A 1,940-nucleotide genomic window follows, 5' to 3' on the forward strand; every position below is an offset into this window, starting at 1 on the left:
CCCCCGGGGCGCCCCGGCGCCGGGTTCGGCGCTCATCGCCGCGGCGCCCCGGGGGTGGTGCCCTCGGCGGGCACGCCCGCCGCGGACAGCGGGGTGGCGATGTCCTCCAGCGACTTGCGCTCGGCGTCGACGCCGATGACGCGGGCGACGATCCCGCCGGTCATCATCATCACCGCGCCGATGATGTAGCCCCACATCAGCGGTCCCGTGGGCGGTGCCACGCCGGTCTCGGCCAGCGCGTCGGGGTCGCCGATGAGCCGGCCGAACAGCCACGGGGCCACGACGCCGCCGGCGCCCTGGGAGATGGCGAAGAAGTACGAGATCGCCTGCCCGCGCAGTTCCAGCGGGAAGATCTCCGAGACCGTCAGGTACGCGGAGGACGCACCGGCGGAGGCGAAGAAGAAGATGACGCACCACAGCACCGTCTGCGTCACGGCGTTGAGGATCCCGGCGTTGAACAGGAACGCCGTGATGAACAGCAGCAGCCCGGAGCCGCCGTACGTCGCGAAGATCATCTTGCGGCGCCCGACGGTGTCGAACAGCGGGCCGAGCACGAGCGGGCCGAGCAGGTTGCCGAACGCGAACGGGATGAAGTACCAGGGGATGCTGCCCTGCTCGATCCCGTAGAACGTCGTCAGCACCAGCGCGTAGGTGAAGAAGATGGCGTTGTAGAGGAACGACTGGGTCACCATCATCGTGAAACCCAGGATCGAGCGCTGGGGGTAGGTGCCGAAGAACATCTTCGTCAGCTGCCGGAAACCCAGCGGCGGCAGCTCCCGGATCTCCAGCGCCTTGGAGTCCGGCACCGGCTCGATGTGCGCGCCGGAGTGCCGGACCCGGTCCTCGATGTCCTCGATGGTGCGCTCGGCCTCCTCGGCGCGGCCGTGGGTGACCAGCCAGCGCGGGCTCTCGGGGATGTGCCGGCGCAGGAAGATGACGACCAGGCCCAGCAGCGGCCCGATGAAGAAACCGATCCGCCAGCCCCACTCCACCGGGACGGACTCGGAGTACAGGTACAGGCCACCGAGGTTGCCGATGAGGGCGCCGGCCCAGTAGGTGCCGTTGACGGCGATGTCGACGCGACCGCGGTAGTGCGAGGGGATGAGCTCGTCGATCGCGGAGTTGATGGCGGTGTACTCGCCGCCGATGCCGGTGCCGGCGATGAACCGGAACACCGCCAGGGACCAGAAGTCCCAGGCGAAACCGCCCAGGCCGCTGCCGATGAGGTAGATGAGCAGCGTGAGGATGAACAGCCGGCGCCGGCCGAGCTTGTCGGTCAGGCGGCCGAACACCAGCGCGCCGACGACCTGCCCGGCGAGGTAGGCGGACCCCAGGGCGCCGACCTGGTCGCCGGTAAGGTTCAGCCCGCCCTCGTCGTGGGTGAGGGCGGCGCCGTTGAGGGCGACGATCTGGATCTCCAGGCCGTCGAGGATCCAGGAGACGCCCAGGCCGACGACGACGAGCCAGTGGAACTGCGTCCACGGCAGGCGGTCGATGCGCGCGGGGACGGTGCTGCGGACGGTGACGGGCGCCCCGCCGCCGGTGGGGGCGCTCACGGCCGGCCCGGTCGGGCGGGGTGGCGCCGGGTGGCGCGGGTGGTGCTGCGCGGGGTGGTGCTGCGCGGGGTGGTGCCTCGCGGGAACTGCTCCATCGCTGTGGCTCCGAATCGACGAGTGGATCCGCTGGGCGGGCTCCCCGCGCCCGCGCGCCGCTGCGCCGGGACCGCGGCCGTTGCTCCACCGCGCCAGCTGGAACGGTCTACCACCGCGCGTGGCGGGTTGCGACTCGAGCGCTCCGGGCGTCCCCCGCGCGGGTGGCACCGGCGGGCGTGGCAGCCTGCGCAGCGTGCCGCACGCCGCCGATCCACCGCACCTGCCCGCGAGCCGGCCGGCCCACCTGGCCCGCAGCGGTTTCTTCGACCCCGCGCAGCCGCAGCGGCC

Annotated in this window: 1 protein-coding gene; it reads right to left on the bottom strand. The window is 72.1% G+C overall.

Annotated elements, in window-relative coordinates; genetic code table 11:
- Positions 1-32: 32 nt before the first annotated feature.
- Positions 33-1,556 carry an MFS transporter gene (locus GTR00_RS19940; protein ID WP_205706259.1) on the bottom strand — a complete coding sequence of 508 codons (1,524 nt, stop codon included), beginning with the start codon at positions 1,554-1,556 and terminating at the stop codon, positions 33-35.
- Positions 1,557-1,940: the final 384 nt, after the last annotated feature.

The organism is Kineococcus indalonis, from assembly GCF_009906395.1.
In the GTDB taxonomy this organism is placed as follows: Bacteria; Actinomycetota; Actinomycetes; order Actinomycetales; family Kineococcaceae; genus Kineococcus; species Kineococcus indalonis.